The sequence below is a fragment of the Frankia sp. QA3 genome (genome assembly GCF_000262465.1).
In the GTDB taxonomy this organism is placed as follows: domain Bacteria; phylum Actinomycetota; class Actinomycetes; order Frankiales; family Frankiaceae; genus Frankia.
The window spans coordinates 7,043,227-7,068,986 of the sequence record NZ_CM001489.1 but is presented as its reverse complement, the minus strand read 5'-3'; the positions used below and the strand labels follow the sequence as shown (position 1 = coordinate 7,068,986).

Annotated in this window: 20 protein-coding genes; 15 read left to right on the top strand and 5 right to left on the bottom strand. The window is 73.2% G+C overall.

Features of this window, described 5'->3' with window-relative positions:
• Positions 1–156: 156 nt before the first annotated feature.
• Positions 157–738, bottom strand: a complete 582-nt coding sequence (locus FRAQA3DRAFT_RS28865; protein ID WP_009742594.1) for a TetR/AcrR family transcriptional regulator — start codon at positions 736–738, stop codon at positions 157–159.
• A 117-nt stretch (positions 739–855) separates the two neighbouring features.
• Between FRAQA3DRAFT_RS28865 and FRAQA3DRAFT_RS28860 the strand changes: the two genes are divergently transcribed.
• The 5 genes from FRAQA3DRAFT_RS28860 (at position 856) to FRAQA3DRAFT_RS28840 (ending at position 6,468) form a co-directional block, all read left to right on the top strand.
• Positions 856–2,127 (top strand): cytochrome P450, encoded by a 1,272-nt coding sequence (locus FRAQA3DRAFT_RS28860; protein ID WP_009742593.1) that lies wholly within the window; start codon positions 856–858, stop codon positions 2,125–2,127.
• A gap of 182 nt (positions 2,128–2,309) precedes the next feature.
• A complete protein-coding gene (locus tag FRAQA3DRAFT_RS28855) occupies positions 2,310–2,753 on the top strand; it encodes a nuclear transport factor 2 family protein (RefSeq protein WP_009742592.1) in 444 nt (147 codons plus the stop codon).
• Complete coding sequence (locus FRAQA3DRAFT_RS28850; RefSeq protein WP_009742591.1) at positions 2,750–3,823, top strand: ResA-like WAxxUGC motif-containing protein; 1,074 nt, start codon at positions 2,750–2,752, stop codon at positions 3,821–3,823. Before FRAQA3DRAFT_RS28855 ends, FRAQA3DRAFT_RS28850 begins: the two co-directional genes overlap by 4 nt.
• Positions 3,820–5,277 carry a phosphotransferase family protein gene (locus FRAQA3DRAFT_RS28845; RefSeq protein WP_009742590.1) on the top strand — a complete coding sequence of 486 codons (1,458 nt, stop codon included), beginning with the start codon at positions 3,820–3,822 and terminating at the stop codon, positions 5,275–5,277. The genes FRAQA3DRAFT_RS28850 and FRAQA3DRAFT_RS28845 overlap by 4 nt, the downstream gene beginning before the upstream one ends.
• Positions 5,278–5,328: 51 nt before the next feature.
• Positions 5,329–6,468: a ResA-like WAxxUGC motif-containing protein gene (locus FRAQA3DRAFT_RS28840; RefSeq protein WP_009742589.1), complete on the top strand. Its 1,140-nt coding sequence runs from the start codon at positions 5,329–5,331 to the stop codon at positions 6,466–6,468.
• Between the two features lie 176 nt (positions 6,469–6,644).
• On the opposite strand, the gene FRAQA3DRAFT_RS28835 is transcribed toward FRAQA3DRAFT_RS28840, so the two are convergent.
• Positions 6,645–6,887, bottom strand: a complete 243-nt coding sequence (locus FRAQA3DRAFT_RS28835) for a hypothetical protein (RefSeq protein ID WP_009742588.1) — start codon at positions 6,885–6,887, stop codon at positions 6,645–6,647.
• A gap of 336 nt (positions 6,888–7,223) precedes the next feature.
• Here FRAQA3DRAFT_RS28835 and FRAQA3DRAFT_RS28830 point away from each other — a divergent pair, with 336 nt between their 5' ends.
• Together FRAQA3DRAFT_RS28830 and FRAQA3DRAFT_RS28825 are read left to right on the top strand one after the other, a co-directional pair.
• Positions 7,224–8,240 carry a glycosyltransferase family 4 protein gene (locus tag FRAQA3DRAFT_RS28830; protein WP_009742587.1) on the top strand — a complete coding sequence of 339 codons (1,017 nt, stop codon included), beginning with the start codon at positions 7,224–7,226 and terminating at the stop codon, positions 8,238–8,240.
• Positions 8,237–10,402: a glycogen debranching N-terminal domain-containing protein gene (locus FRAQA3DRAFT_RS28825; protein ID WP_009742586.1), complete on the top strand. Its 2,166-nt coding sequence runs from the start codon at positions 8,237–8,239 to the stop codon at positions 10,400–10,402. Before FRAQA3DRAFT_RS28830 ends, FRAQA3DRAFT_RS28825 begins: the two co-directional genes overlap by 4 nt.
• A gap of 49 nt (positions 10,403–10,451) precedes the next feature.
• On the opposite strand, the gene FRAQA3DRAFT_RS28820 is transcribed toward FRAQA3DRAFT_RS28825, so the two are convergent.
• Both FRAQA3DRAFT_RS28820 and FRAQA3DRAFT_RS28815 read right to left on the bottom strand, forming a co-directional pair.
• Positions 10,452–11,024 carry a flavoprotein gene (locus FRAQA3DRAFT_RS28820; protein WP_009742585.1) on the bottom strand — a complete coding sequence of 191 codons (573 nt, stop codon included), beginning with the start codon at positions 11,022–11,024 and terminating at the stop codon, positions 10,452–10,454.
• Between the two features lie 33 nt (positions 11,025–11,057).
• A complete protein-coding gene (locus FRAQA3DRAFT_RS28815) occupies positions 11,058–13,517 on the bottom strand; it encodes a serine/threonine-protein kinase (RefSeq protein WP_009742584.1) in 2,460 nt (819 codons plus the stop codon).
• A 573-nt stretch (positions 13,518–14,090) separates the two neighbouring features.
• On the opposite strand from FRAQA3DRAFT_RS28815, the gene FRAQA3DRAFT_RS28810 reads away from it, so the two are divergent.
• From FRAQA3DRAFT_RS28810 to FRAQA3DRAFT_RS28780, 7 genes are all read left to right on the top strand, one after another.
• On the top strand, positions 14,091–16,055 hold the full coding sequence (locus tag FRAQA3DRAFT_RS28810; RefSeq protein ID WP_035921670.1) for a TIR domain-containing protein: 1,965 nt from the start codon (positions 14,091–14,093) through the stop codon (positions 16,053–16,055).
• A 3-nt stretch (positions 16,056–16,058) separates the two neighbouring features.
• Positions 16,059–16,997, top strand: coding sequence for a hypothetical protein (locus FRAQA3DRAFT_RS28805; protein WP_009742582.1), 939 nt, complete (start codon positions 16,059–16,061; stop codon positions 16,995–16,997).
• The gene (locus FRAQA3DRAFT_RS28800) at positions 16,994–20,260 is read left to right on the top strand and encodes a helicase HerA domain-containing protein (protein WP_009742581.1); all 3,267 of its coding nucleotides are present in this window, start codon (positions 16,994–16,996) and stop codon (positions 20,258–20,260) included. Before FRAQA3DRAFT_RS28805 ends, FRAQA3DRAFT_RS28800 begins: the two co-directional genes overlap by 4 nt.
• A gap of 192 nt (positions 20,261–20,452) precedes the next feature.
• Positions 20,453–21,382 (top strand): ParA family protein, encoded by a 930-nt coding sequence (locus FRAQA3DRAFT_RS28795; RefSeq protein WP_009742580.1) that lies wholly within the window; start codon positions 20,453–20,455, stop codon positions 21,380–21,382.
• Positions 21,375–21,911, top strand: coding sequence for a hypothetical protein (locus FRAQA3DRAFT_RS35530; RefSeq protein WP_009742579.1), 537 nt, complete (start codon positions 21,375–21,377; stop codon positions 21,909–21,911). Before FRAQA3DRAFT_RS28795 ends, FRAQA3DRAFT_RS35530 begins: the two co-directional genes overlap by 8 nt.
• A 134-nt stretch (positions 21,912–22,045) precedes the next feature.
• On the top strand, positions 22,046–23,257 hold the full coding sequence (locus FRAQA3DRAFT_RS28785; RefSeq protein ID WP_009742578.1) for a PIN-like domain-containing protein: 1,212 nt from the start codon (positions 22,046–22,048) through the stop codon (positions 23,255–23,257).
• Positions 23,258–23,298: 41 nt separating this feature from the next.
• Complete coding sequence (locus FRAQA3DRAFT_RS28780) at positions 23,299–23,712, top strand: NUDIX domain-containing protein (protein WP_232291815.1); 414 nt, start codon at positions 23,299–23,301, stop codon at positions 23,710–23,712.
• Here the strand turns inward: FRAQA3DRAFT_RS28780 and FRAQA3DRAFT_RS28775 are convergent.
• Positions 23,650–24,600 (bottom strand): NmrA/HSCARG family protein, encoded by a 951-nt coding sequence (locus FRAQA3DRAFT_RS28775; RefSeq protein ID WP_009742576.1) that lies wholly within the window; start codon positions 24,598–24,600, stop codon positions 23,650–23,652. The two genes, FRAQA3DRAFT_RS28780 and FRAQA3DRAFT_RS28775, sit on opposite strands and share 63 nt — an antisense overlap.
• Before the next feature lie 104 nt (positions 24,601–24,704).
• On the opposite strand from FRAQA3DRAFT_RS28775, the gene FRAQA3DRAFT_RS28770 reads away from it, so the two are divergent.
• The gene (locus FRAQA3DRAFT_RS28770) at positions 24,705–25,760 is read left to right on the top strand and encodes a GlxA family transcriptional regulator (RefSeq protein ID WP_009742575.1); all 1,056 of its coding nucleotides are present in this window, start codon (positions 24,705–24,707) and stop codon (positions 25,758–25,760) included.

The window sequence follows — 25,760 nt, the reverse complement described above, 5'->3', positions numbered from 1 at the left end:
GAAGCGGCCGCGGCCAGCACAGGACTCCGCCCGTCGACGTACGCCTGCACCGACACCGGCCGGGTGTGCTGCGCGGGAAGCCAGGTGCGGTGCGATGTGCCCGGTCCGCAGGCTCAGACCGGGCAGAACGTGCCGCGCTCGGCCCCAGGTTCGGCCCTACTCGCCTGGCTGGGACGGGGGGCCGAGGGCGGCGTCGACGATGCGGTCGGCGAAGGCGCGGTCGACGGGGGCACGTTGAATCGTCACCCGGAAGATCAGCGGGCCGAGGATCTGGGCGAGCAGCTCGTCGTTGTCGCGCTCCGCCACCGTCTCGCCGGCGGCGACCGCCCGGTCGATCGCGCCGCGCAGCAGCGACGAGATGCGCCGCAGGAGATCGTCCCGGAGTTTGGCCACGGCGGGGTTCTGGTCGGCGGTGGCGATGACGGTGGTGAGGAACTGCCGCGCGACCGGCTGAGCGAGATCGGCCCCGGACCGGATCAGCTCGCGGCTGAGCCATTCCCGCAGGGGGCCTTCGCCGGCGCGCAGCAGCGGCTGTTCGGTGATCTTCATAGCTTCGGTGATCAGGTCGACCTGGCGTGGCCAGTGCCGGTAGATCGTCGCGCGGCCCACCTCGGCCCGCTGCGCCACGCGCTGGTGCGTCAGCGCCGCGGGCCCCTCCTCCTCGAACAGGGATCGCACGGCCTCGCGCACCGCGGCGCGCGTGCGGGCGATTCGGGCGTCCTCGACCGCCGTCTCCACGGCTCGAAATTCTATGAGACACCTTGACTCACATTAGAGATATGAGACACTCTGCCCCACATACCCGGGATGAGTCGTGGGTCACACGGCGCCGGTGGACGAGTCGAGGGGACAGCGATGAGTGACGACCTCAACAGCGGGAAAATCACGCTCGACGATCTTCCGATCTCGAGGGATCGGGACGCGGCCTGGCGCCAGCTGCGCGAGCACGGCCGCACGGTGCTCCTCGACGGCGGCCTCGCGGCGACCGACGTCGACACCGTCGAGGCCGTGTTACGGCAGCCGACAATCTTCTCGTCGAAGAAGGCGTTCGACGTCCTCGGCAGCCCGCTGCCGCTTGTGCCCATCGCGTTCGACCCGCCCGACCAGACCCGTTACCGGCGTATTCTTCAACCGTTCTTCAGCCCGCGGGCCATCCGACCGCTCGAGGAGGAGCTGCGCCGGCAGATCATCGAGATCATCGAGCCGTTGGTACAACGCGGGTCCTGCGAATACGTCTCCGAGGTGGCGGGAATCTTCCCGGTCCAGGTGTTCCTCACGCTGTTCGGTTTGCCGCTGGAGATGCGCGACCAGTTCATCGAGTGGAAGGACGCCATCCTCGGGCTCAGCGACCCCTCCGGCAACACCGCCCTCGACGAGGCCGCGACCGAGGCCGCCATGGCCACGGCGCTGGGGCTGTTCGGCTACCTGTCCGACCTGGTCCCGACGCGTCGCGGCGTCGCGGGCGACGACGTCCTGAGCCAGCTTCTCTGCTTGGCGGGCGAGGAGGCGCTGACGGACGAGGAGGCCGTCGGCCTGTGCTTCCTGTTCGTCCTGGCGGGCCTGGACACCGTGGTGGACGCGCTCTCGTTCGGCATGGACCGGTTGATCCGCAACCCGGACCGACGCCGCGAGATCGTCGACGATCCCGCGCTCATCCCGGCCGCGATCGAGGAACTCCTGCGGCTCGACCCGCCGGCGCCGTTCGTGCCCCGGGTGACCACCGAAGAGACGGTGCTGGACGGGCGGACGCTGCCCGCGGGCACCCGGGTCACCACCAACCTCGCCGCCGCGAACCGGGACGAGACCCGCCATCCCGACCCCTACACGGTGAACTTCCACCGCGGCGAGAGCCCGCACCTGAGCTTCGGCGCCGGGGTGCACCGCTGCCTGGGATCGCACCTGGCGCGGTTGGAGATGCGGCTGGTGTTCGAGGAATGGCACCGGCTGATTCCCGACTACGACCTCGCCCCGGGCGCGTCGCCGCAGGTGAAATGGCCGCGCGGCACGCTCGGGCTGGACGTTCTGCCGCTGGTCTTCCCCGCGTCCGCCGGGTCCGCCGGGTCCGCCGGGTCCGAGGCTTCCGCCAGGTCGGGGGCGTCCGCCGGGCCGGAGGCGTCCGCGTCATGAGATAGGCCGAAGAGTTCATTTATCAACCTGATCCTTGCGGATCGTCAGGGGCGGCGGTTACGGTTCACCCGGGCCTGCCCGGAGGATCCCGCTGCCCCCGGACACCTCGCCGGATACCTGGCGTGCGGCCCTGCAGGAGCCGACCCAGCGGGCCGACCCGACACCGAGGAGGGCTCCCCGCCATGGGCATACGGCAGGAAGCACCCGTCCGAGAACTCCTGCGCCTGTTCGACGAGGGCGACTTCGTCGGCAACATGGACCGGCTGCTGGCCCAGTTCACCGAGGACGCGACCTACCAGATGAGCGTGCCCGGCCGGGAGGCGCTGCGCGGGCGGGAACTCATCGCCAAAGAGCTCGCCCGGCAGGCGGGCGACTACTCCGACTGCGTCTGCGAGATCCTCACCGTGGTCAGCGACGACCGCCACGTCGTCACCGAGCGGATCGACCACGTGACGATGCTGCACGACGGCACGCGGGTGTCGAACCCCCTGCTCGCCATCTTCGAGGTCAACGACGACGGCCGCATCGTCGCGTGGCGCGAGTACTGGGATGCCCTGTCGCTGTCGCACCGCATGGGCGTCGATCCGGGGACCATGCTCGGCCTGATGGGGCTGGAGACGGCGTGATCCTCGACGATCTCACCGTGGACCCGGCCGGCTTCCAGGCCGGCACCGGTTGGGCGATCAAGCCGCAGGGCGCCTGCAAGGGCGACGTGTGCGTGCCGTTACCGGGCTCCGTGCGCCGCCCCGACGGCCGGCTCGACGTGACCGGGCTCGCCGAGCGCCTCGGCATGGGCCTGGTTGCGGACGAGGCGCACGGCGTGTGGGCGCTGGGCCCGGAGTCCGCCGTCACCGGCCGGGCGCTGACCACCGCGCAGGCGCCGCCGCTCGAACTGCCCCGGCTGGACGGGACGCCGTTTCGGCTGGACAGCCTGCGCGGGCAGAAGGTCGTCCTCGTCGCCTGGGCCTCCTGGTGCGGCTGCCGGGAGGACCTGCGGCTGTGGAGCGCGCTGCGCGAACAGCTGCACCCGCTCGGCCTCGAGGTCGTCACGGTCGCGCTGGACACCGGCGGTCCCGACGCCGCCCGGCCGTGGATCGAGAAGGCCGGGCCGAAACATCCCGCGCTGATCGACGCCCGGCACGAACTCGGGGCGAAGTTCGGCGTCGTCAACGTGCCCAACGGGCTGTGGATCGACGAGGACGGCGTCATCGTCCGGCCGGCGGAACCGGCGTGGATCGAGGATCCGCACGCCAGCTCCGAGGTTGCCGCGCAGTCGCTCGACGAGCTGCCCGCCGACCACCGCGACGTCCGCGCCGAGATCGCGAAAATGGCCATCGACCCGGCGGTGTACCCGGCGATGATCCGGGACTGGGTGACGAACGGCCGCGCCAGCCGGTACGCGCTCGAACCGCACGAGGTGCTCGAACGCGCCCGGCCGCGCGACGGCGCCGCCAGCCAGGCGGCCGCCCGCTTCGAGCTCGGCGAACACCTGCACCGCGCCGGCGACCACGCCGCCGCCGTCGCCCACTGGCGCGAGGCGCACCGCCTGCAACCCGACAACTGGACGTACAAGCGCCAGGCCTGGAACCTCGCCGACCCCGAATCCGTGCGCACGATCGACGCGTACGGCACCGGCTGGCTCGACGACGTCCGCGCCCTCGGCGCCGAGAACTACTACCCCGAGATCAAGCCGTGACCGGGGCCGGGGCAGCCGACGCCACCGAGGACGCTGCCACCGACGCCACCAGGGGCACCGACGCCACCAGGGGCACCGACGCCACCGGGGGCACCGACGGTCCGGTGCCCGCCGCCCGCACCGCGGAGGAGGACCGCCTCGTCGCCCGGGTGGAGGAGCTGGTCGGGGGCAGGGTCACCGCGATCGAGCGCCAGCCGCGCTGGCGCAAGGCCTGGTACCTCACCGTCGACCGGGACGGCGCCGAGCTGGCGCTGTACGTCCGCGGGGACAAGCAGATCGACGCCGAGCCCTACCCGGGGCTGGACCGCGAGGCCGCGATCCTGCGGATCCTGGAGCGCAACGGCGTCCCGGTCCCCCACGTCCACGGCATGAGCAGCGATCCGATCGGCATCATCATGGACCGGGTGCCCGGGACCCGCGACGTCGCCGAGGCGGCGGACGACGCCCAGCGCCGGGGCATCGCCGAGCAGTACATGGAGATCCTCGCCCGGATGCACAGCATCGACGTGGCCGAGTTCGCCGCCGCCGGCATCGAGGTTCCGACCACACCCGAGGGCGCGCAGCTCGCGTTCGTCGACGCCAACGAGCGGCTGTACCGGCGGACGAAGAAGGCTCCCGAGCCGCTCGTCGAGTGGGCGCTGCGCTGGGCGCGTCGCCGGCTGCCCACCGCCGGCAACCGGGCCCGGTTCATCCACGGCGACACCGGCCAGTTCCTGTTCGTCGACGGCCGGATCACCTGCGTCTACGACTTCGAGGCGTCGCACATCGGCGACCCGCTGTCCGACCTCGCCGGGCTGCGCACCCGGGCCGGCACCGAGCCGCTCGGCGCCGACATCGAGCACATGATCCGCCACTACCAGCGGGTGGCCGGCACGACCATCGACCCCTCGGCGCTGTCGTTCTACACGGCCACCTACATGCTCACCGCGGTGATGGCGCTCAGCGGGCCGCTGACCGAGCTGCGCCCCGCTGATCAGCAGGCCGAGTACCTGACCTGGGATCTGATGGTGCGCCGGGCGATGCTGTGGGCGATCGCCGAGGTCGAGGGCGTCAAGATCGAGCCCGCGCCGCCGGTGACCCTCCCGACGGGCTATCCCGCCCGCGTCACCACGGTGCTCGAGGGCACCGTGCGGCGGATGGTGCCGGCGACCGGAGTCGACGAGGCCAACCAGAGTGCGGCGCTTGCCCTGGCCCAGTGGGCGGGGGCGATGGTCGCCGTGGGGATGGCGAACGTCGAGCGCGACCTCGACCGGGCCGCCGTCCTGCTCGGCCACCGCCCCGCAGACCAGGCCGCGGCCGACGCCGAGCTGGAACGGTTCGTGCTGGCCGCCGGTCCCGAGCACGACCTCGCCCTGCTGGAGTACTTCGCCGCCCAGACCGAGGCGCGGGTCGCCGAGGCCGTACCGATGCGGACGCGGCTCGAGCAGTACGCGCTCCCGAAGGTCGTCCTCTGAGGCAAGCATCCCCTGACCCCAGGGAGCATCCCCTGACCCGAGGAGGAACGAATGCTGGTGAGCACGGACACCGTGGACCCGGCGGTCTTCGCCGCGGGAACCGGATGGTCGATCAAGCCGCAGGGCGCCTGCAAGGGCGAGCACTGCGTGCCCCTGCCGGCCGAGGCCCGGGACGCGGCCGGTGACGTCGTCGTCGAGGTGGTCGCCGGCCGGCTCGGGATGCCGCTCGTCGTCGACGCCGAGCACGGGCTGACGGCGGTCGGGCCCGAGGCCGCCGTCACCGGGCGGATGCTGTCCACCGCCGAGGCGCCGGAGCTGACGCTGCCGACGTTCGACGGCGCGACGTTCCAGCTCGCGCGGCTGCGCGGCACGAAGGTGCTGCTCGTCGCCTGGGCATCGTGGTGCGGCTGCGCCCATGACCTGCCGCTGTGGGCCGAGCTGCGGGAACGGCTGCGCGGGAGCAACCTGGAGATCGTCACGGTGGCGATGGACGTCGCGGGGCCCGAGGCCGGCCGGCAGTTCGTGGAGCGGGCGGCGCCGCGGCACCCCGCGGCGATCGACGCCGAGCACAGCCTCGGCCGGCTGTTCGGCGTCGTCAACGTGCCGAGCGGGGTGTGGATCGACGAGGCGGGAATGATCGTGCGCCCCGCCGAGCCGGCCTTCCCCGGCCGGGTCGTCATCTTCGACGAGCTGCGCAGGGCCGACCTGGAACGCGAGGCCGCCGCGAGCGCCGGCACGCTGGACCGGATGCGCGAGGTGCTGCGCAGCGACGAGGGGCTGTCCGACTCGACCGTCTCGCTGGTCGAGATGACCCGGATCATCGCCGACAACGCCGAACCGGAGCTGTACCTGCGGATGCTGCTCGACTGGGCGGAGAAGGGTTCGGCCAGCGAGTACGTCCTGGCGCCGGACCAGGTCGTCGAACGCTCGGCTCCCCGCCCGCCCGACGTCGCGACGGCGGCGGCCCACTTCGAGCTCGGCCAGCACCTCGAACGCCACGGCCACCACCTCGCCGCGGTCGGGCACTGGCGGCGGGCGCACGAGCTGCAACCGCTGAACTGGACCTACAAGCGCCAGGCGTGGCGCTTCGAGTACGGCCCCGACGGCCAGCCGGACCGCTACGACGGCTCGATGGAACACGATCTACGCGCCGTCGGCCCGGAGAACTACTACCCCAGACTGCGGCCCTGACCGGCGCCGAGAGGGCGGCGGGAACAGACGTGGCAGGCCGCCAGATCGTTCCACGCCGGACGATCCCAGGTGAGCCCGGCGGGGACGCGGCCGCGAGCGCCCGCCGCGCTACTCGGCCTCGACGATGGCGATGATGACCGCGTCCTCGTCCGGGAAGATCCCGTCCGGCAGCCGGGTCACGTGACGGCGGGACCGGCGGCCGGTGTGCCCGAAAGGTGGGCGAGGTACCGGTGGCAGGCCCTCGCCCGCTCGGAGTCCTCCTTCATCACGGTGCGGAAGAAATCGGCGATCTCCCGCTGGTCGGCGTTCTCCGCGTCGCGGACGTACTGGCCGTAGTCGTGGCCGGCCTTCAGCGCGTGGTACTGCACCGAGATCAGGTCGTAGACGATGTCGCTGAACCCGGTCTCACCAGTCGCCATGGGATGCCTCCTTCCCGGGGTCCCGGGAGGTTGCAGGGAACATCCTCGGCGTTCCGCGGCGGCGCGGCCGCCAAACCTCCGGCCACCGGCCCCGCCGCCGGCTGGCCGGACGTCGGCGGTCGGTGCCCGCGTTTGCCTGCCGGGCGCCGGCCGGCGCCGCCGGGTGCGCGCCCCGGACAGGTGTGAGACGCTCGCGAGGCGACGATGACGCAGGGTGATCACCAGCAGCGTCAGGTGCCCGGCGTCCCTGTGCCGCCCAGGCGGAAGGGCCTTGAGGCAGTCGCCCTCGCCGCCGCGTTCGGCGGGTCGCTCTTTCTCCCGGGACGGGGGTGACTGATGCGGATCGGGCTGCTCGCCCCGCCGTGGATGCCGGTACCACCCGGGTCCTACGGCGGTACGGAGGGGGTCGTCGACCAGCTCGCCCGCGGCCTCGCCGCGACGGGGCAGCAGGTACGGCTCTACGCCCTGGAAGGCAGCTCGACGCCGGTCCCCACGATCTGCCCGCCGGCGATCGGCGGGATGCCGCAGATGGGCAACGGGCCGGTGGAGCTGCGCCACGTGATCGACGGGTACGACGCACTGGCCGACTGCGACCTGATCCACGATCACACCATCACCGGGCCGGCCTGGGCCCTCGCCTGCCGGCGCCACCCGGTCGTCGTGACCTGCCACGGGCCGATCGCAGGCGCCCTGCACGACATCTACCGGGCCTACGGGAGGCGGCTGCCGCTGATCGCGATCTCCCACGACCAGACCGCCCGGGCCCCGGACGTGCGGATCGCCCGGGTGATTCACCATGGGCTCGACCCCGTCCACTTCACCGCCGGGCGGGGGGACGGCCACTACCTGCTCTTCCTGGGTCGGATGACCCCGGAGAAGGGCGTCCGGGAGGCCGTCGAGGTGGCCCGCCGGGCCCGGTGTCCGCTGAAGGTGGCCGCGAAGATGCGCGAACCCCGCGAGCTCGCCTACTTCGCCGAGCAGGTCGAACCCCTGCTCGGCGACGACATCGAGTACCTCGGCGAGGTGGACGACCCGGCCCGGCTGCGGCTGCTCGGCGAGGCGCTCGCCCTGCTCAACCCCATCCGCTGGGCCGAACCGTTCGGCCTGGTCATGATCGAGGCGCTGGCCTGCGGCACGCCCGTCATCACCCGGTCGGCCGGAGCGGCCCCGGAGATCGTGCAGGACGGGGTCACCGGTTTCCTGTGCGCCGACGACGACGCGCTCGTCGACGCCGTGAGGCACGTCGGGGAGCTGGACCGCACCAGGTGCCGGGCCGCCGTCCGGGACAACTTCACGACCGACCGGATGGTGGACGACCACCTTCGGCTGTACGAGGAGATGCTGGCAGCATGACCCATCCCGCAGGCGGCAACCCGGGCAACCAGGGCAACCCCGGGCACGCGGGCGCGTGGGCGTCCGGCTCGGCGCCGCCCGTCCTGCCGTCCGAAGGCGGCACGGTCACGGTGCTGGAGGGCTCCGTGTTCTGCCTGTCGTCGACCGTCGGCGACGTCCACGCCGGCCGCCCGCACGGGCTGTTCGTCGCGGACACCCGCGTGCTGTCCCAGTGGCATCTGCAGCTCGACGGTGTCGACGTCGAACCGCTGGCCACGCTCACCTCGGAGCCGTACACCGCGACGTTCGTCGGACGCTCCCCGCCGCGGCCGGGATCCGCCGACAGCGCCCTGCTGGTCGTGCGCACCCGCGTGATCAGCGACGGCATGCGGGAGGACATCGCCGTGCGCAACCTCGGGCGGGAGGCCGCGGCCGTCGTCGTCACCCTCACCGTGGACGTCGACTTCGCCGACCTGTTCCAGGTCAAGGAAAACCGGGTGCCGCCCATGCCCGCCGTGGACGCCGACACCGGCACGGACACGATGACGTTCACCCACTCCACCCCCGCCGACACCCGCACGGCGCAGCTCACCGTGACCGGCGAGGCCGAGCTGGACCCGCGCACCATCACCTTCCGGGAGATCATCCCCGGCCGTTCGGAATGGTCCACCCGCCTGTCGGTGCAGGCGGCGATGCCCGGCCGGGCGGCACTGCCGCGCTACCGCAGCGGCGAGGAGCTGGTCCCCGCGCGCCGCCGGCAGGCCTGGCGGCTGGCCAACCCCGTCGTGCGCACGGGAAGCACCCAGTTCATTCGCACGCTGCGCCGCAGCAGCCAGGACCTCGGAGCCCTGCAGGTCCACGACCCGATGAATCCCGACCGCCGCGTCGTCGCGGCCGGCGCCCCCTGGTTCATGACGCTGTTCGGACGGGACTCGCTGCTCGCCGGCTGGATGGCGCTCCCGCTCGACCAGCAGCTCGCGGCCGGCACCCTGCAGACCCTCGCCCGCTACCAGGGCGACAAGATCGACCCGCTCACCGAGGAGGAGCCCGGCCGCATCCTGCACGAGATCAGGCTCGGCCAGGAGGCCACCCTCGCGCTCGGCCACGGCCAGGTGTACTACGGCACCGCCGACGCCACGCCCCTGTTCGTCGCCCTGCTCGGCGAGCTGCACCGGTGGGGCCTGTCCCGGGCTGAGATCCACAGCCTGCTGCCCGCCGCCGACCGGGCGCTGCGCTGGATCGACGAGTACGGCGACCGCGACGGCGACGGCTTCGTCGAGTACCACCGCGCCACCGACCGCGGCCTGTTCAACCAGGGCTGGAAGGACTCCTTCGACGGCGTCAACGACAGCGCCGGCCGGCTCGCCGAGCCCCCGATCGCCCTGGCCGAGGTACAGGCGTATGTCTACGCCGCGTTCCTGGCCCGGGCGGACATCGCCGCGGCGGACGGCGACGACGGCCTCGCCGCGCGCCACCGCACCCGGGCGGCGGCGCTCAAGGAGGCGTTCAACGACCGGTTCTGGCTGCCCGAGAAGGGTTGGTACGCCATCGGCCTGGACCGGTACAAGCGCCCGATCGACTCCCTCACCTCGAACATGGGGCACTGCCTGTGGTGCGGCATCGTCGACCGGGACAAGGCGGCGGCCGTGGCCCGCCACCTCGTCGACGCCCCCCTGTGGACCGGGTTCGGCGTGCGCACCCTCGCCGCTTCGATGGGCGCCTACAACCCGGTCAGCTACCACAACGGCTCGGTGTGGCCGCACGACACCGCCATCGCCGCGACGGGCCTGATGCGCTACGGGTTCGTCGCCGAGGCGCAGCGGATCGCCCTCGGCCTGTTCGACGCGGCCGACCGGTTCCTCGGCCGTCTGCCCGAGCTGTTCTGCGGCTTCGACCGGGCCGACTTCCCACGCCCCATCCCCTACCCCACGTCCTGCTCGCCGCAGGCATGGGCGGCGGCCGCCCCCGTGCAGCTCGCCCGCACGCTGCTGCGCTTCGAGCCCGACCTCCCCGCCGGGCGGCTCACCGTCGCCCCGGTCGTGCCCGAGCGTCTCCTCCCGCTGCGGGTGGAGCACCTGCCCCTCGCCGACGCACGGCTGACCATCGCCGTCGACGCCGACGGCGTCACCGTCGACGGCCTGCCGGCAGGCATCACCCCCGTCACCACGCCGCCACCCCACTGAACGCGGCGGGCGCGGCGGGCGCGGCGGTCCGTTGGCCGGGGGTGGGTAGCTAGCGGATCCCTTGCTCGCGCCGCGGCGGGAGCGCGGCGAGCGCGGCGCGCAGGTCGTTCCAGGGGAAGGCGGTGTTCTCCCGGCCGGGCTGGTCGGCGCCGGCGCGCGGATCGCCGGGCCGGCCGAGGACGAGGCGCACCCCCCAGGAGCGCAGCGTCTCGATGCTCGCGGCGAACGCGGGGTGGCCGGCCAGCGCGCTGTTCGGGTAGGGCGCCATGATGATCGGCAGCCCGGCGCCGAGACCCTCGTTGAGCAGGCCCAGCGCCAGGGTGTCCGAGATGCCCACGACGATCTTGTTGACGGTGTTGAACGTGGCCGGGGCCACGACGAAGGCATCGGCCGGCGGCAGCACGTCGGGCTCCCCCGGACGCTTGTACTCCGAACGGACCGGATGGCCGGTGAGCTCGGTGAGCTCGGCGAGCCGCGCGGCGTCGAGGAACCTCGTCCCCGCCGGGGTGGCGATCACGCACACGTCCCAGCCGGCGGACCGGGCGTGCTCGACGAACGCCGGCAGGTCTGCCGCGGGATACCCGCCGCAGGCGACGACGTAGAGCACCCGGCCATCGACCATCACGAACACCCTCTCCGGGACGCGGTCAAGCGGTCAGTACAGCAGGCGCTGGCCCGGACCGGACCCGCCGGCGGCGAGCGCACGCGCGGACATCCGGTAGAGCGACGCCTGGCTGGCGTCGTTGCAGGTGTAGTACAGGTCGCCGCTGCGGTCGGCGAGGATGCCGAACAGCCGCTCGGTGTCCCCCACGCAGGCCTCCCGCAGGACGGGACGCGCGGCGCCGGTGCCGGTGCCGGCCGGCCGGTCTCCCACCTGCCAGACCGTCCCGTGCCGGGCGTCCGTGAACAGCACGCCCCCGCCACCCGGGGCCGGCGTGAGGCTGGTGATGCCGGCGTCGTCGAGCTCGCGGTCGACGACGGTCCTGATCCTGCCGTCCTCGACGGCGTGGATGCGGGCGTGCCCGTCCGCGTAGGACAGGACGAACACCCGGCCGGCGGCGTCGACCGCGACGCTGTAGGCGTTGTCCAACGGGACCTCGGTCGCCCGGTCGGTGCCGTCGTCGTACCGGCGTTCGCGGGCCGCCCGGTGGCCGCGCGCGGCGGCGGCGCCGTTCCCGGCGACGAGCTGGGCCGCGGTCGTGCGGTAGTCACCCGACCCGGCGGCGGGATCGATCTTCCAGACCTGGCCGGCGTAGCCGGTGGTGAAGTACAGGGCCCCGGTCGGGCTCACCGCGACGCCGGTCGGCGTGCCGATCTGCGCGCCGACGTTCTTCGGCCCGTCCGGGCCGCCCGCCGGGCAGATCGTCGCCGGCGCCACGGTCGCACCGCGGTCCGCCGCCCCGGCCAGCACCCGGTCCACCGCCTCCGTCGACGGACGCCCCGCGACGGTCTCGACCCGCCACGGCTGCCCCGCGGGGCGGTGGACCCGGCGGACGACGCAGTTCCACTCGTCCGCGACGAAGACGGACCCGCCGCCGGCGGCGATGCCGGCCGGGCGGCGCAGCGCGGCGACCGCGGCGGGTTCGTCCCGGGCCGGCCCCGGCTGGCCGCTGCGGTCGGCGCCGGCCCGCCCGACGACGGTGCTGGCCGTCCCCCGCGCGAACATCGTCAGCGCGTGCTGGCTGGAGTCGGCGAGCAGGATGCCGCCGCTGCCGTCCGCCGCCAGGCTGACCAGGCCGCGCAGCGGCAGCGGCGCGCTCACCGGGTACGCCGGCGGGGCGCTCGAGTGGGCGGGCTCCGGCCCGGGACCGGCGGTGTTCGCCGGCCCGACGCGCAGGACTCCCGTGGCGAGCAGCACGGCGACGGCGAGGACGACCGCGGTCAGGGCCGCCGCGGGCCAGCCGCGGGACCCGGCCCGGTCCCGCGCGGACCGCAGGAACCCGGCGTACCGGGAGCCGGACGCGTCGCCGCCGGCAGCGGAGCCCCGGCCCGCCCCGTTCCCGCCGGCCAACCCATCGCCGGTCAGGCCATCGCCCGTCGGCCCGTCGTCGGCCTGCCTGCCGTCGGCCAGCCCACCGTCGGGCAGTCCACCGTCGGGCAGTCCATCTCCGCCCAACCCGCCCCCGGCCAGCCCACCGCCGAGCGGTCCAGCACCGTCCTGCCTGCTGCCGGTCGGGACGTCCGTGCCCGCCAGTCGATAGCGCCGCGTCGGCGGCAGCGATCGGCGGCCGCGGCGGCGCAGGTCCTGCTCGCCGCGGAAGCTGATCCCGGTGCCCGCCAGCCAGTCCGCTCCGAACGCCTGCCCGGCGGCGGCGATCAGGTCCTCGGCGAAGCCGAGCGCGCTCGGCTGGCGGTCGGCCGGATCCTTCGCCAGCGCGCGCAGGGTGACGGCCGCGAGCTCCGCGGGGATCCGCGGCAGCGGGAGGGGCACGGCGCGGCGGTGCCGTTCGGCCATGACGTGCGGCCGCGGGTCGGCCCCGAACGGGGGCGAGCCCGCCAGCAGCTCGTACAGCACCGCGCCGAGGGCGTAGACGTCGGCGGCCACCCCGGCGGCGGCGAGGTCGAACTGCTCGGGCGCCAGGTACGGCGTCGAGCCGACCACGCTCGTCGGCGTGGCGGTACCCGTCACCTCCAGCAGCCGCGCGATGCCGAAGTCGGTGAGCTTGGGCGCCCCGTCCGCGGCGAACAGGATGTTCGACGGCTTGATGTCGCGGTGCAGCAGGCCCTCGCGGTGCACCCGGTCGAGGGCGACGGCGACCGCCGCGACGGTGGCGCAGGCGGCCGGCGGCGCGAGCCCCGCCCGCGCGCGGCGCGCCAGCGTCCCGCCGGGCAGCAGCTCCATGACGATGAGCGCCATGTCCGCGTCGCGCACGTAGTCGAAGACCCGGACGATGTGCGGATGGTCGAGGCTGGCGACGATCCGCGCCTCGGCGTCGACGCCGTCGACGCCGTCGGCGGGCAGGTCCGGCGCGGGCACCGCCAGCGCCTTGACCGCCACGTCCCGGTCGAGGCGGCGATGCCGAGCGGCGAACACGCGGCCGAACCCGCCGCGGCCGAGCTCGGCCCCGATCTGATAGTCCGGCAGCACCGCTTGGACGTGCCCCTGCACGATCACGCGCTACTCCGCGTCCGCCGCGTTCCCCCGCCACCCCGGCCCGCCACCAGGCCGGGATCATCCGTGAGCCGACTATAACCGAGCGCCTGCGGCCGATCCGCCACCGAGCCGCTCAGGGCGCCGAAGCGCGGTCAGGGTGCCGGGGCGAGGACGACGATCGGGACGGTGACGGTGTCGACGAGCCGTCCGCCCGGCAACGGCCGGCCGACGTGCAGGGTGTAGGCGCCGGGCGTAAGACCGCCGGCGTCCTATCCGCACGGTCCTCGACGCGGGCGGTGTGCGTTCGGCGGAACGGCCGCGCGGTGCGGGAAGACTCTCCCGCGGTTGTTCTCCCAGCAAACACCCCGGGTTTTTCACACCGGAGGTCGGCGGATTTCCGGGAACACCGCATCGGTCGGGTCGCGGGAAAAGGCGCTGCGTAAGCGCGGGCCGTTCGACGGCCGGCGGCGGGTGGCTGGCTGCGGGCTGCGGGCGGGCCCGCGGGAACCGGAACCACCGGCCGTCAGGGGCCTCGCGGACCGGTGGCACAATCGACGCCGAGTCCGAAACGGGGGTGAGGACGGCGTGTCGGCCATGGGACGATGGGACTTCTTCCTTTCGTATGCGGCCGAAGATCTTCAGTGGGCCGAGTGGCTCGCCTGGCAGCTGGAGTCCGCGCATTACCGGGTGCTCATCCGAGCCTGGGACTTCGTCCCCGGATCGAACTGGAGCCGGCATATCCAGCAGGGCGTCGTCGGCGCGGAACGCACGATCGTCGTGCTGTCCTCGGCATATCTGCGGTCTGTCGACGATGCCCCGGAGTGGCAGGCGGCGTTCGCCGCCGACCCGTCCGGGGCCGGCCGCCGGCTGCTACCCGTCCGCGTCGAGGACTGCGAGCTGCCCGGCCTGCTCAAGCAGCTCACCTCCATCGACCTGTTCGATCAGCCCGTCGATGCCGCCCGCGACACGCTGATCGCCCTCGTCCGGCAGGCGATCGACGGACGCGCGAAACCCACCGTCGAACCGGCCTTCCCGGCGCGGGCGGGAACCCGGCAGGCCGAACCCGCCTTCCCCGCCGCCCCACCGGCCGAACGAGCACCGGCGCCGGCCAGAACGGGCGACCGACCAGCCGCGGCGGCAACCGATACGGCGGCGACCAGCGCGGCGGCAACCGCGTGCCGGCGGGGAAAGGCACGCCGAGCGGACGGCCCGCACCGCCCGGCGCCACCCTCGTCGGCCGGTGCGGGCGGGGCTGCGAAGCCGCGGCTCGCGACGATGCTGGCGGCCCGCCCCACGGCCGGCGGGCATGAGTCGCCGCCGTCCGCCACGGGCCCGGCACTGGCGGACCCGCCCCACCGCCAAGGCCGGCCGGCGCCGACAGCACCGAACGGGCCAGCAGCGCCGGATAGGCCGGATAGGCCGGGCGAATCCTGGGCTGCGCTGCCCACGGACCGGCTGATCCGGCTGGCGAGGACCGTCGAGCCGGCGGTGCGGGCCGCGCTCGACCCGCTGCCCGCGGATGCGCCCGCCGTCATCGGCTACCGCCCGGCCGGGCGGCCTACGCTCGCCGCCTGCCAGCTCGCACTGCTCACCGATTTGGAGTCGGTCGCGGTGACGCTGTTCCCCGACTGGCTGCCCGGCGCCGAGGTGATCGAGTCGGCGGGCGGGGCCGGCGTGGCCGCGGTCCGGGCCCTCGCTAGCCGAGCCGCCGCCACGATCGAGGTCTTCGGGCCGTACCTGGCGGACCTGGCCGAACGGGCGCTGCGCGGGGCGCCGACGGGCACGCGGTTCACCCCCGAGGTGCGGGCCGCGGGCGTCGCGAGGGTCATCGCCGCCGGGCTCGGCCGCGACCGGCTGGCGCTGCTCGTCGATCCGGCGGCGCCCGGCGGGCGGCCCCGCGACCAGCGGACCGCGCTCGACGCGCTCGCATGGTTCGCCTACACGGCACGCGCCGGGGTGTGGTTGACCCGACTCCCCGACGGCCCGGACGCCGATCGCATCAGGACCTTGCCCTGCCCCGCGAGCGGCCACCCGGACCCCGCTGGCCAGGCATCCGAGTCAACGTCATCCCCACCGCCGTCGACCCCACTGCCGCAGGAACCTGCGACGCCGGCCCACGAGGAGCCGAGGCCGACGCGGACCGCCGGGACACCGCCGACGGGTGGCGGTGACCGGCCGGACCGGGTGGTGCTGCCCGGGGTCGTCGGCCGGCCGCATCCGGCGAGTCGGGCGGAGAAGCGGCTCGAAGGCGCGTTGCGCGCCCGGGAATGGGCGCACGGCCGGGCGTGGAACCAGCCCTACCGCTCGGGCCCGCTGACCGGGCTGCACTACCTCGACCTCATGTGGGCGGCCGAGCGGGTGGTCATCGAGGTGGACGGCCCGGAACACCGCGGGGTGGCGCACTACGAATCCGACCGCCGCCGCGACGCCGAACTCGTTCTCGACGGCTTCGCCGTTTTGCGGTTCACCAACGACCAGGTGCTCGACGACGTGGACGCCGTCGCGAGCCAGATCGAACGATGCGTCGAGGCGCGACGGAAGACTCCGAAAGGGGCATAGGACATGACCCCCGACAACTCTGCGACCCGCCCCAGCCCCACGACCCGCAAAGGCTCGGCGCCCCGCGACCGCTCGGCCCTGACCGCCCGGGAGGCGGCGATCCTGCTGGCCCTGCTCGCCCAGGACCGGCCGATCTCCAACGAGGAGCTGCGCGAGCGGTTCCGGTTCACCCTCGTCGGCGCCGAGCGCCGCCGGCTCAACGAGCTCCGGCTCGTCGAGAGTGCGAAGGTGCCCGGCCACGGCAACTTCCTGTTCCATCAGGTCACCGACACCGGCTGGGCTCGGGGCCGTCAGGAGCTGGCGCCGCGTCCGATCGAGACGGGCACCCTGCCCGCCGGGGTCTTCTTCGCCGTCGCCGAGGGCCTGCACCGGTTCCTGGAGCGGGAGCGGATCACCATCGGGGAGATGTTCCGCGCCGACCCGTCCGACCCGGCCGATTCCCCGCCGGCGCGTGCCGCGACACCGGCACCGCCCGACCCGGGCACGGAGCCGGCCGCGGGCACTGCGACGGCCCCACCGACAGCGACCGAGACGGCGACGGCAACCGCGGAGAACGCTGAGGCGGAGAAGGCCGCGACCGGGGCGGCGGCGAAGGCGACTCGGACAACGCCAGCCCAGGCTGTCGGACCCGCGGACGCCACCGGGCCCGCCGATGGCGCGGTCGACGAGGACGGCGGCGTGGACGTCGAGGCGGCGATCCGGGCGGCGTATGTCAGCCTCGCCGCCGGGCCGTACGACTGGGTGCGGCTGGCGAAGGTCCGCCCGCTGCTCGGCGGCACCGCGAAAGCGCAGGTCGACCGGGCGTTGCGGCGGATGGCGCGCCAGCCGGACGTGCGGGTCGTGCCGGACGAGGACCAGAAGTCGCTGACCGCCGCCGACCGCGCGGCGGCCGTCCGGATCGGCGAGCACGACAACCACCTGCTGCTGATCGGACCGGCGTGATCACCGATCTGGACGCCCTGGCCGCCATCAGGCTCGACTGGGTGCACGCGCTGGAGGACGTCTGGCGCACCTCCCCCGTCCACGTCGACGGCCTGCACACGGGGCCACGGCGGCGCATCCTCGCCGCCCTGATGGAGGCCGACACCCGCAAGCCGCTCGGCGTCGTCGTGCAGGGCCATGCCGGCACGGGCAAGACGCACCTGCTCGGCTGGGTCCGCCAGCAGGTCCAGGACCTCGGCGGGTACTTCTTCCTGGTCGGGCACGTCAGCAGCAACGCGTTCCACGACAGCGTCGTCGGGTCGATGCTGACGGACCTGTTCCGGCTGGTCGACGGGGAGAGCCAGCTTCAGCGGTTCCTGCGGTCGCTGTGCGAGCTGCTGGGCTCGCCCGCGGACCTCACCGCCTCCGTCGTGGGTGAGACGGCGTTGGAACCGGGGCACCTGAAGGACCTCATCGTCGCACTGGGCGACCACGACCGGGCTCTGGCGCGGGAATGCCAGCACACCCTGCGGGCCCTGGCGCTGTACAACTCCGAGGACTACGACGAGCAGACCATCGGCGAGACCTACCTGCGCTCGATGGACGAGCAGGAGCCCGGTGAGCGGGCCCGGCGTGGCATCCGGCCCGCGACCCGCCGCCCGGCCGACATCGTGCACGAGCTGTCCCGGCTGCTGGCCCTGACCGGACCGAGCGTGATCGCGGTCGACCAGGTCGACACGGTCGTGGCCGAGGCGGCGGTCCGTGACGACGATCCGGATGGGCGGCGCGGCGGGTCGGTGGCGTTCAACGTGCTCGCCGACGGGCTGCTCATGCTGCACGAGCGGACCGAGCGGACGCTGTGCCTGCTGGCCTGCCTGCCAACGAGCTGGATCCTGTTCCGGGAGAACGCGGTCACCTCCGTCCGCGACCGTTTTCACGAGATCATGCCGCTGAACCGGCTGGAGGATCCGGCGATCACCGTCCGGATCATCGAGCAACGGTTCCGGGAGGACTTCGACCGGATCGGCTTCACCCCGCCGTACCCGACGTGGCCGGTGACCCGCGCGGCGTTCGACCGCGCCCCGCAGTACACCCCGCGTGAGCTGCTGCAACGCATCGACCGGCACCTGGAGACCTGCCTGTCCGCCGGGGCCGTCCGCGAGCTGGACGACTTCGCCGCGGAGCCCTCCTCCTCCGCCCGACCGGCCGGCCACGCCCCCACTCGTCACACCCGACCCGCCGGATCCGCCGAACCCGCCGGACCCATTCCGGGAGGGCCCACCCAGGCCGACACCGAAGCGGGGGCCGGTCCCACGCCGGGCGAGGAACGGGCCGGCTTGGCACCGGAGCCGGACGAGAGCTCGACCGATCCAGCCCCGAGCGTGGTGACGCCGCAGGTGGCCGGGCCGTTCCTGGCGGAGCTTGACGCGCTGTTCGCCGAGCTGGTGGCGACCGTGCCCAGCGTGACGCCGGCCAACGAGGACATCCTGATGCCGGAGCTGCTGAACGCGGGACTCACCGCGTGGATCACCGAGAACGGCGGGACGAGCCGCGGCTTCAGCCTCGAACCGAGCCCGAGCACCCGCCCGCCGCTGCACGCCCGGCTGTCCCACACCCTCAACTCCGAGACCGGTGAGCAGGCGCAGTGGTCGTTCCGGGCGATCACTTCCGGCCACGGCCGCGCGATCCTGCCCCGCATCACCAGCGCCTGCGTGATGGCCGGGATCGCCGTCGGCAACCCGCGTCGGCGGTTGTTCCTGCTGCGTAACACCGACTGGGGCCACGGCGCGAAGACGCACGAGGCGCTCGCCGCCTTCACCGCCGCGGGCGGCGTCCTGCACCGTCTCGACCGCGACGACCTGGCCACCTTCGCGGCGCTGCGGGCGCTGTTCGAACGCCAGCATCCCCACCTGCGCGAATGGCTGACCGCGCGGCGCCCCGCCAGCGGGACGTCCCTGCTGCGCACCGCCCTCGGCGACGCCGCCACCGGACCGCCCGACGGCACCGAAGCAGCCCTCCCCGCCTGCGGCACAGAACCGGTTGTGCCGGCGGAGCCGTCAAGCTTCGTCCTCGGCAGCTCGCTGGCATCGGCGGCGCCGGCCCGGCTCGACCTGGCCGTCCTGCGCCGGCACATTGCGATCTTCGCCGGGTCCGGGTCGGGCAAGACCGTGCTGATCCGGCGGCTGGTCGAGGAGGCGGCGCTGCGCGGCGTGTCCTCGATCGTGCTGGACCCGAACAACGACCTGGCCCGCCTGGGCGAGGCGTGGCCGAGCCCGCCGGCCGGCTGGCGGGATGGGGACAAGAGCCTCGCCGACGACTACCTCGCCGGCACCGACGTGGTGATCTGGACGCCGCGGCGCGACGGCGGCCGGCCGGTGAGCTTCCAGCCGCTGCCCGACTTCGCCGGCCTGCGCGACGACCCGGACGAGTTCGCCGCGGCGGTCGACGCGGCCGTGGCCACGCTCGCGGCCCGCGCGGGCGTGACCGGCGCGACGTCCCGGGCGAGCATCGGCCGGGCGATCCTGACCGCCGCCCTGCGCCACTTCGCCCGGGGGAACCGGTCGGGCCTGACCGCGTTCGTGGAGCTGCTCGCGGAGCTGCCGGACGGGGTGACCGACCTCGACCCCGCCGACAAGCTCGCGAAGGGCCTGGCGCAGACGCTGCGCGCGGCGATGGTGAACGACCCGCTGTTCGGCGGCCAGGGCGAGCCGGTCGACCCGGGGGTGCTGCTGCGCCCGGCGCCGGGACGCCGCGCCCGCGTCTCGGTGATCAGCCTGATCGGGCTGCCCCAGGACGAGCAGCGCCAGAGCTTCGTCAACCAGCTCCAGCTCGCCCTGTTCGCCTGGGTGAAGCGCAACCCCGCGGGCGAGCGTCCCCTCGGCGGGCTGTTCGTCATGGACGAGGCGCAGACGTTCGCCCCGTCCGGGCCGACCACCGCCTGCACCGCCAGCACGCTGGCGCTCGCCGCCCAGGCGCGCAAGTACGGCCTCGGGCTGGTGTTCGCCACCCAGGCGCCGAAGAACCTGCACAACGGCATCCCCGGGAACGCGACCACGCAGCTTTTCGGCCGGCTCAACAGCCCGACCCAGATCGACGCGGCCCGGCTGATGGCGCGCGCCAGCGGGGGCGACGCGGCGGACATCGGCCGGCTCGGCGTCGGCGAGTTCTACGCCACGAGCGAGGCGCTGACGTTCGAGAAGATCCGCACCCCGCTGTGCCTGACCCATCACCCCGCCTCCCCCCTGACCGACGAGGAGGTCATCGACCACGCGAAGAGCGACTGAGCCGGCAGGACCCGCTACCAGCGACGGAACCGCTGCATACATCCACCAAGCCTTCAAAGCACACATATCGGGGCTGAGCGGGCACCCGATGACGCCGATGTCCGGGATGTTCCGAACGGCAGGCGGAGTCGGCCCCGCCGATTAGCGTTCGGCCCGTGGCCCGCTGTGGGGGCGGCACAGCCGGAGGCGGACATGCGCGTTGTCACCGTCGTCAACTACAAGGGCGGCGTCGGCAAGACCACCGTGACCGCGAACCTCGGCGCCCAGCTCGCCCGCGAGGGCCGCAGGGTCCTGCTCATCGACCTCGACCCGCAGTCCAGCCTCACGCTGTCCTTCTATCCGCCCGAGCACTGGGGCGACCGCCTACGGCCGAACCGGACCATCGCGCACTGGCTGGGGGCGTGGCGATCCCGAGGCGACCCGCCCAGCCTGGCCGACGTCGTAGTGACGCCGGAGCAGGCCAACTTCTACCTTGACGGCGGACGGCTCGATCTCGTCGCCGCCGATCTCCAGCTCAGCGACGCCGAGGAGCGGCTCGTCTATGAACTGGGCAGCCCGACGCCCCCGCGCACGCCATTCCTACGGGTCTACGGACGTCTTGTCGCCGCTGTGGCATCAGTGCGGGCGGAAGGCTACGACCTCGTGCTCCTCGACTGCGCGCCGAACTTCGGCGTTCTGACTCGCGCGGCGGTTGTCGCCAGCGACGGCCTGGTGGTGCCGGCCCGGCCAGACGAGTTGTCGAGGCTCGCAATCGGCCATCTCCGGGAGCGCCTCGGATTCTTCCAGGCTCGGTATAACGCGATGGGTGGCGGCGCGGCCGCCCGCCGTGGAATGCCCACGCGGCTGCTGCCGCGAATCCTCGGCGTGGTCTTCACGATGGCCCGCCGCCAACGGGGGAACGAGGTGTCCGCATCGCTGCGGACCTTCATCCATATGGTGCGTGAGGAGTACCCCACTTTCGAGTCTGTCATCTTCGACAACCCGGTCCCGTACGCGAAGGCGGCCGCGGACAATGTGCCGCTCGTCCTCGCCGACCCGCCGCCAGCCGGCGATCTCCTCGCACAGTGGCAGGGACTGGGCACGGAGTTCACCAAACGACTGGAGGCCCTGGGCCATGCCTGACGATCGGCCAGCGGCGTTCGCGGCGATCCTGCATCGGCTAGCCGTCCTCGTCGAGGGTCTCGACGAGGACGGCCTGCACGACCTCGTCTCCGGACGACGCGCCCTGATCCTCGACGCGCCGCCGACACCGCCGCAGGCCCGGCCGGCTGGCTCGGGCAGCGGGCACGTGTTCCTCGGCCCCGCCCCACCAGCCCGTGCCGCCCCGGCGCAGTCACCGCATCAAGCGAGACGACCGGGGCCCACGAGCCGCTCGGCCACTGGTCGTCGGCCCACCGCCCCCGTCTCGGCAGCGGAGGCAACCGAGGTCCGGGGCGTGCTGCTGGCCATGGCGAGCCGCGCCGAGGCGCACGACCATCTTGACCGGTTCGGCACCATACCCAGGCTGACCTCCCTGGCCGACGCCCTACGTATCCCGCATCTTGCCAAGGAGAACCGGGAGCGGCTCATCCGCAAGATAATCGACGCGACCGTGGGCGCCCGGCTGAGTGACCGAGCAATGCAGGGGGACTCCCCGCTGTTGTCTTCCTAGCAACATTCTAGACTGTCGGCATGGGGGAATCAATAACGGCTTCGGAAGGCTCGGCACCGAGGACGCCACAAAAGCGCGGGCTGTTTGATGGGTTCGAGGCATACCGTACGCCCTCAGCCGAGGACTATCGGCGGGTGCTCACCACCGGCATGGTCGTGCCGGACACGAACGTCCTGCTCAACCTGTACCGTTATCACCCGGAGGCGCGCGACAACCAGTTGGACGTGCTCACCGGGCTCGGGGAGCGGGTCTGGGCGCCACATCAGGTCATTGCGGAGTTCTGGACCCAGCGCAACAACGTGCTGCGCGACCCGCGGGGCACGACGGCGACCCAGAACGAGCTGCACAAGCTGCACGACCAGGCCGAGAAGGTGATCCGCACCTGGACCAACCGACTCTCCCTCGACAGTGCGGAGGCAACCGACCTGCACAAGGCCCTCGCTGCCGGATTCAACCACGTGTCGGAGCAGATCGCGGCCGCCCACGACCGGGGAATGGCGCGGTATTCCATCGATTCCAATCTGGACCCGGTGGTGCAGCGGCTGGGGGCCATCCTTGACGGGCGGGTCGGCCCCGCGCTGCCGCCCGACGAGCATCAGGCGGCGCTCAAGGAGGGACTGCGCCGAGTCGAGCAGCAGATCCCGCCCGGTTACAAGGACGGCGCGAAGAAGGGCACCGCTCCCGCCGGCGACTACGTGCTGTGGAAGCAGATACAGGTGGAGGCCGCGGCGCGGCGCTGCGCCGTCCTGTTCGTCACCGGGGACGTCAAGGAGGACTGGTGGCGCCTCGACCAGGGGCTCCCCATCGGCCCGCGGCCCGAACTCGTCCGTGAGCTGCTCGACACGGCCGGGTGCGCGCTGTTCATGGTCCGGCCCGACGAGCTGCTGCGGCTGGCCGGCGAGGTGCTCAGCGTCGAGGTTCCCGCCGCCGCCCTGGCCGACGTCGGTCGCGTCCAGCAGCTCCAGCAGGAGCAGGACGATCGGGACGACGAGTCTGAGGAGCAGGAGCCCGGCTGGACCGCCGCGGCGGTCGACGCGGTCCTCAATCGGCTGCGCCAGGAGGCGGCGGTGCAGGCGCGGGCGATCGAACGGGCCGCCGAGTCCGACGGTTTCATCAGCCGCGACGAGGTGTACCGGATCGCCGGTTACGGCGCCGACCGCAGCCTACGCGGGTTCACCCGTCCTGTGCGCCGCATTGTCGCCTACTTCCAGGGCCGGGGGCGCATCCCGCTCGACGCCGAGCCGCTGCTGGACGCCGTCTACGACGACCAGTCCGGCCAGGCCATCGGCTTCCGGATCCCCGCCTCCGTGGCCGCCCTGCTCAGCTCCCCGGCCGATGAGGACTGAATCCGGGCGGCCCCGGGCGTGCAATGACCTACACGATTCCTGTGGACGTTTTCCTGCTCCTGGTCCGCGACGACCAGGTGCTGCTCGCCCTGCGCGCGGGAACCGGATTCGCCGACGGCTGGTGGAACCTGCCGAGCGGGAAGCTCGAACAGGACGAGGACGCCGCCTCCGCGCTCGTGCGCGAGGCCCGAGAGGAGACCGGCCTCGTCCTCGACCGGGCCCGGCTCACCCTTACCGCCACGGTCCACTCCCGCAATCACCGCGGCATCGCGCGCCTGGGCCTGTTCTTCCGGCCCGCGAGCTGGCCGGGCGAACCGGTCAACGCCGAACCGCACAAGTGCGCCGGGATCGCCTGGTTCCCCCTCGGCGCGCTGCCGGCGCGGACGTACGCCTCATCCCGCACCGGCATCGAGCTGTTCCGACGCGGCGAGAACTTCGCCGCCGTGGGCTGGTAGGCGACCGCTGGCGAAGAACCCGGCGAGCCTGGCTCGGCCGTGGCGATCGAGCCAGGTGTCGAAGTCCATCAGACCGGGGTGCAGCTTGCGGGCCTCGGGGATGCTGACACCGTACCCGCCCCCGGCGTTGAGGAATTCCAGCGCGTCCGCAGAGTCCGAGGACTGGCTTCGGACAGCTTCGACCGGAATCTGCGTGTACGGGATTTCACGCCCGACGGCCTGTCCAAGCGCGGCCGCCAGTTGCGGCGGTGTCAGCTCGTCGCCCGCCAGCGCGATCGTCCGGCCCAGGTGTTCATCCGGTTCCCCGAACGCGAGCGCGGTGAAGGTCCCGATGTCCTCCAGCGCGATGAGCTGTTCGGGTGTGTCGGGGTGCAGCGCGGTCGCCAGCGTCCCGCTCTGGACGCCGAACGCGGGGTTCACGTAGTTCTCCATGAACGACGCCGGTCGCAGGATGGTGAACGGGACACCGATCTCCCTGATGTGCTCCTCGATCTGCCACTTCGCCTGGAAGGCACGCAGGTGGCGACTGCGTTCGATCCCGGCCACCGATGCGTACACCAGATGCTCGACGCCGGCGGCGCGTGCGGCGTCGGCGACGTTGCGTCCCCACCGGGCCTCCTCCTGCGGGGTCACCGGGTCCGGGGCCAGCGGGCTCGGTTGCACGCTGAACACGCCATGGACGCCGGCGACGGCGCCGTCCAGGAACGCTCGGTCGGCCGGACCCCCGGCGATGATCTCGGCGCCCGCGATCGCCAGCGCGGTCGCGGCGGGCCCGGCCGGAGCCCGGGTGAGGGCCCGGACCCGCCAGCCGTCGGCGAGCAGTCGCAGCGCTGCCGCACCGCCCTGGTTCCCGGTCGCGCCGGTGACCAGAATGATCTTCTCGGTCATGGAGATCCTTCCTGTCGTCTCGGGTACGAGCCTCGCCGGCCGCCGCCGATCACAACAGTGGCCGTGCAGCCACGCATCGCAGTTTTCGTGCCAGGATGTGGCGCATGGCCTTCCGCACGGTCGCCGCGTACGCGCCGCAGGGCGTCACCGCGTTCAGCCTCGGCGTCGTGGGAGCGCTGTTCAGCCCGCGTTCCGACCTGCCGGGTTTCGAGCCCGTGGTCTGCGCGCACCGCCCTGGCCCGGTACACACAGACCTCGGTCTCCCGCTGGAGGTGGCGCACGGACTGGAACCCCTGGCCACCGCCGATCTGGTGTTCCTGCTGCCGGGGACGCAGTTCCGCACCGACTTCTCCACGACGCTGCGCGACGCGCTGTGGGCGGCGTACGAGCGCGGCGCGATCGTGGCCGCGCACTGCGTCGGGGTTTTCCTCCTGGCGGAGGCGGGACTGCTCGACGGCCGCACTGCGACCACGCACTGGCAGTACGCGGCCGAGTTCGCCGCCCGCTACCCCGCGGTGACCGTGCGCGCCGACGCGCTCTACTGCGACCAGGGGAACATCCTCACCGGCGCCGGCGCGGTCTCCGGCATCGACCTGGGCCTGCACCTGATCCGCCGGGAGCACGGCGCCACCGTCGCCGGGGAAATCGCCCGTGCCCTGGTCACCCCCCTTCATCGAGACGGGGGCCAGGTCCAGTACATCAGCGCTGCGGTTCCGTCCCATCCGGACGACCAGAGGCTCCGCGAGGTGCTGACCTGGGCTCAGGCGAACCTCGACCGCCGGCTGACAGTGGCTGATCTCGCCGAGCGGGCCCTGATGAGCCGCCGCTCCTTCGCGCGCCGCTTCACCGCCGCCACGGGAACCACCCCGCACGCCTGGCTGATCGCGCACCGACTCAACCGGGCCGAGGAACTGCTGGAGGCGACAGACCTGCCCGTCGAGGAGATCGCCCGCAGGGTCGGCTACGGCGGCGCGGCCCTGCTCCGGGAGCAGTTCATCCTCCGCCGTGGTGTCCCGCCACGCGACTACCGACGCACATTTGCCACCGGCCCCACCCGAGAGCAGGGGCCCCACCCGAGAGCAGGAGAGCCCGTGAGCGTCTGTTCGGACGCCGTTCACCCGGCAGGCCTTCCGCCGGTCACCCCCGCCCGGGAAGTGTGA

Excerpts from the sequence above, each read along its gene's own strand:
- FRAQA3DRAFT_RS35530 (WP_009742579.1), top strand. The coding sequence starts at position 21,375 with ATGCCTGACGATCGGCCAGCGGCGTTCGCGGCGATCCTGCATCGGCTA.
- FRAQA3DRAFT_RS28775 (WP_009742576.1), bottom strand. The coding sequence starts at position 24,600 with ATGACCGAGAAGATCATTCTGGTCACCGGCGCGACCGGGAACCAGGGC.
- FRAQA3DRAFT_RS28825 (WP_009742586.1), top strand. The coding sequence starts at position 8,237 with ATGACCCATCCCGCAGGCGGCAACCCGGGCAACCAGGGCAACCCCGGG.
- FRAQA3DRAFT_RS28795 (WP_009742580.1), top strand. The coding sequence starts at position 20,453 with ATGCGCGTTGTCACCGTCGTCAACTACAAGGGCGGCGTCGGCAAGACC.
- FRAQA3DRAFT_RS28840 (WP_009742589.1), top strand. The coding sequence starts at position 5,329 with ATGCTGGTGAGCACGGACACCGTGGACCCGGCGGTCTTCGCCGCGGGA.
- FRAQA3DRAFT_RS28855 (WP_009742592.1), top strand. The coding sequence starts at position 2,310 with ATGGGCATACGGCAGGAAGCACCCGTCCGAGAACTCCTGCGCCTGTTC.
- FRAQA3DRAFT_RS28820 (WP_009742585.1), bottom strand. The coding sequence starts at position 11,024 with ATGGTCGATGGCCGGGTGCTCTACGTCGTCGCCTGCGGCGGGTATCCC.
- FRAQA3DRAFT_RS28770 (WP_009742575.1), top strand. The coding sequence starts at position 24,705 with ATGGCCTTCCGCACGGTCGCCGCGTACGCGCCGCAGGGCGTCACCGCG.
- FRAQA3DRAFT_RS28835 (WP_009742588.1), bottom strand. The coding sequence starts at position 6,887 with ATGGCGACTGGTGAGACCGGGTTCAGCGACATCGTCTACGACCTGATC.
- FRAQA3DRAFT_RS28810 (WP_035921670.1), top strand. The coding sequence starts at position 14,091 with ATGGGACGATGGGACTTCTTCCTTTCGTATGCGGCCGAAGATCTTCAG.
- FRAQA3DRAFT_RS28860 (WP_009742593.1), top strand. The coding sequence starts at position 856 with ATGAGTGACGACCTCAACAGCGGGAAAATCACGCTCGACGATCTTCCG.
- FRAQA3DRAFT_RS28830 (WP_009742587.1), top strand. The coding sequence starts at position 7,224 with ATGCGGATCGGGCTGCTCGCCCCGCCGTGGATGCCGGTACCACCCGGG.
- FRAQA3DRAFT_RS28805 (WP_009742582.1), top strand. The coding sequence starts at position 16,059 with ATGACCCCCGACAACTCTGCGACCCGCCCCAGCCCCACGACCCGCAAA.